Annotated in this window: 3 protein-coding genes; all 3 read right to left on the bottom strand. The window is 68.2% G+C overall.

The genetic code is table 11. The features are described from left to right. Window positions 1–645: ABC transporter ATP-binding protein (locus tag RMO04_RS03545; protein ID WP_309643417.1), on the bottom strand; the 645-nt coding region annotated here is incomplete at its 3' end. Next, the gene (locus tag RMO04_RS03540; protein WP_405041458.1) at window positions 638–1,420 is read right to left on the bottom strand and encodes an ABC transporter ATP-binding protein; all 783 of its coding nucleotides are present in this window, start codon (window positions 1,418–1,420) and stop codon (window positions 638–640) included. The genes RMO04_RS03540 and RMO04_RS03545, both read right to left, overlap by 8 nt. A gap of 164 nt (window positions 1,421–1,584) precedes the next feature. Continuing rightward, complete coding sequence (locus tag RMO04_RS03535; RefSeq protein ID WP_309643415.1) at window positions 1,585–2,169, bottom strand: amino acid synthesis family protein; 585 nt, start codon at window positions 2,167–2,169, stop codon at window positions 1,585–1,587. Window positions 2,170–2,309: the final 140 nt, after the last annotated feature.

The following is a 2,309-nucleotide window of genomic DNA, read 5'->3' as shown; positions in this document are numbered from 1 at the left end:
GCGATCGGCCAGCGGGGCCGCACAGCGGAAGTTCTGCTCCACCATCACGATGGTGTAGCCCTTGGCCTTCAGGAGCCGGATCGTCTCGGCGAGCTTCTGAACGATCACGGGGGCGAGGCCCTCCGAGATTTCGTCGAGGAGCAGGAGCTTCGCGCCCGTGCGCAGGATGCGGGCGATGGCCAGCATCTGCTGCTCGCCGCCCGAGAGCTTGGTGCCCTGGCTGGACGCCCGCTCCTTCAGGTTCGGGAACAGCGTGTAGATGGTCTCGAGGTCGAGCCCGCCCGGCAGCACGACGGGGGGCAGCAGCAGGTTCTCGGTGACGTTGAGGCTGGCGAAGATGCCGCGCTCCTCGGGGCAATAGCCGATGCCGGCGCGGGCGATGAGGTCGGAGCGCTGGGCGATGGTTTCCGTCCCGGCGTAGCGGATGCTGCCCGAGCGACGCCCGACCAGGCCCATGATGGCGCGGAGCGTGCTGGTCTTGCCGGCGCCGTTGCGGCCGAGCAGGGTGACCACCTCGCCCGGGTGCACGTCCACGTCGACGCCGTGCAGGACATGGCTTTCGCCGTACCAGGCTTCGAGGTTGCGGATTTCGAGCAGCGCGCTGCCGGTGGCGGCGGGGCGCGCGGGGGCGATGGCTTCAGACATGCGCCGGGGCTCCTTCGGCGGTGGCTTCGGTGCCGAGGTAGGCGGCGATGACATCCGGGTTGCGGGAGACGGCGGCGTAGTCGCCCTCCGCCAGCACGCTGCCGCGGGCCAGCACGGTGATGGTGTCGCACAGGCCGGAGACGACCTTGAGGTTGTGCTCCACCAGCAGCACGGTGCGGCCGACCGAGACGCGCTTCACCAGGGCGACGATGCGGTCCACGTCCTCGTGCGTCATGCCCGCGGTCGGCTCGTCGAGCAGCATCATGGTCGGGTCGAGCGCCAGGGTGGTGGCGAGTTCCAGCGCGCGCTTGCGGCCATAGGGCAGTTCGCCGGCATTGACGCGGGCATAGATGGTCAGGCCGACGTCTTCCAGCAGTGCCATGGCGCGGTCGTCGAAGGCCCGCAACAGGCCGTCCGAGCGCCAGAAGTCGAAGCTGCCGCCGCGCTGGCGCTGCAGCGCGACCCGGACATTCTCCAGCACCGTCAGATGCGGGAAGACCGCCGAGATCTGGAAGCTGCGGACCAGGCCGAGACGGGCGACCTCGGCCGGCTTCAGGCCGGTGATGTCCTTCCCGTCGTATTTGATCTGGCCGCGCGTGGGGGCCAGGAATTTGGTCAGCATGTTGAAGCAGGTCGTCTTGCCGGCGCCGTTCGGGCCGATGAGACCATGGATGCTGCCACGGCGAATCTTCAGGGAGACGTCGCTGACGGCGACGAAACCCCGGAATTCCTTGGTCAGCCCAATCGTTTCCAGGATGGAATCAGTCACCCGGATCGCTCTCCCCGCAGCGGTCACCCCAGGAAGTCCCCGGGGGCCGTCATTGCGGCTAGGTATGGCCGGGAGAGCGGCCGGATGCAAGCTGCGCTGCGGGTTTCGGGCGGAAACAGGACAGCCGTACGGTCACAAGGCCGGTTGCCCGGCCTTGGTCGAACGACCTGCTAGCGCAGCCCGTCCTGGCCGATGATCTCCGCGGTGGTGAGGCCGCCGATCCGCGGGCTCGGGCGGCCGCCATCGGTCAGCGCCAGGCAGACCAAAATCTCGTTCGCGCGGGGAGCATCGGGCAGCCGCGCCTCGATGGCGTCGAAGTGGCTGCGGACGAAGGCGGCGTCCTTGTGGCCGAGCGGGATGTCGATCCCGGTCCCCGGACCACCCGATTTCTTCGCCGAGGGGATCAGCGCCGGGCCGCGGCCCAGCGCCGCCCGCACCGGGGCGCCCATCCGCGGATGCAGCAGGGCGGCGGCATGTTCCAGCTCCCCCCCCTCCCCCACGATGGCGGCCTTGCCGAAGCTTTCGACCTGATCACCGGGGATGCCCAGCGCGGCGATGGCCCGCGCCGCGAGCAGGGCGCCGAGTTCCTCGCCCTGGGCGACCAGTTCGGAGAGGTCCTCGACGTAGCGGCCGGCGAAGGGATTCTCGATGACGGCGCAGGCGATGACGCGGCGAATGGGACGGGCGAGGTCGCGGCCCATCTCGCGGCGGGTTTCGTCGAGGATGATGGTGAGCTTGCGGATGATGGCGGGCATTGGTTTTCAGGAAGGTCGGGGAGGAAAAAGTATTCCCTCCCGTTGGACGTATATGTCCAACCCCTCCCTTCCTTTCTTTTCTTAAGGAATAGAAATAGATGAGGGGCTTGGGGAGAATACCTTCTCCCCAACCTTCCTTG

This window comes from Phenylobacterium sp. (assembly GCF_031412415.1).
In the GTDB taxonomy this organism is placed as follows: Bacteria; Pseudomonadota; Alphaproteobacteria; order Caulobacterales; family Caulobacteraceae; genus Phenylobacterium.
The sequence above is the reverse complement of the archived record's forward strand: the minus strand, read 5'-3'. Positions and strand labels throughout refer to the sequence as shown.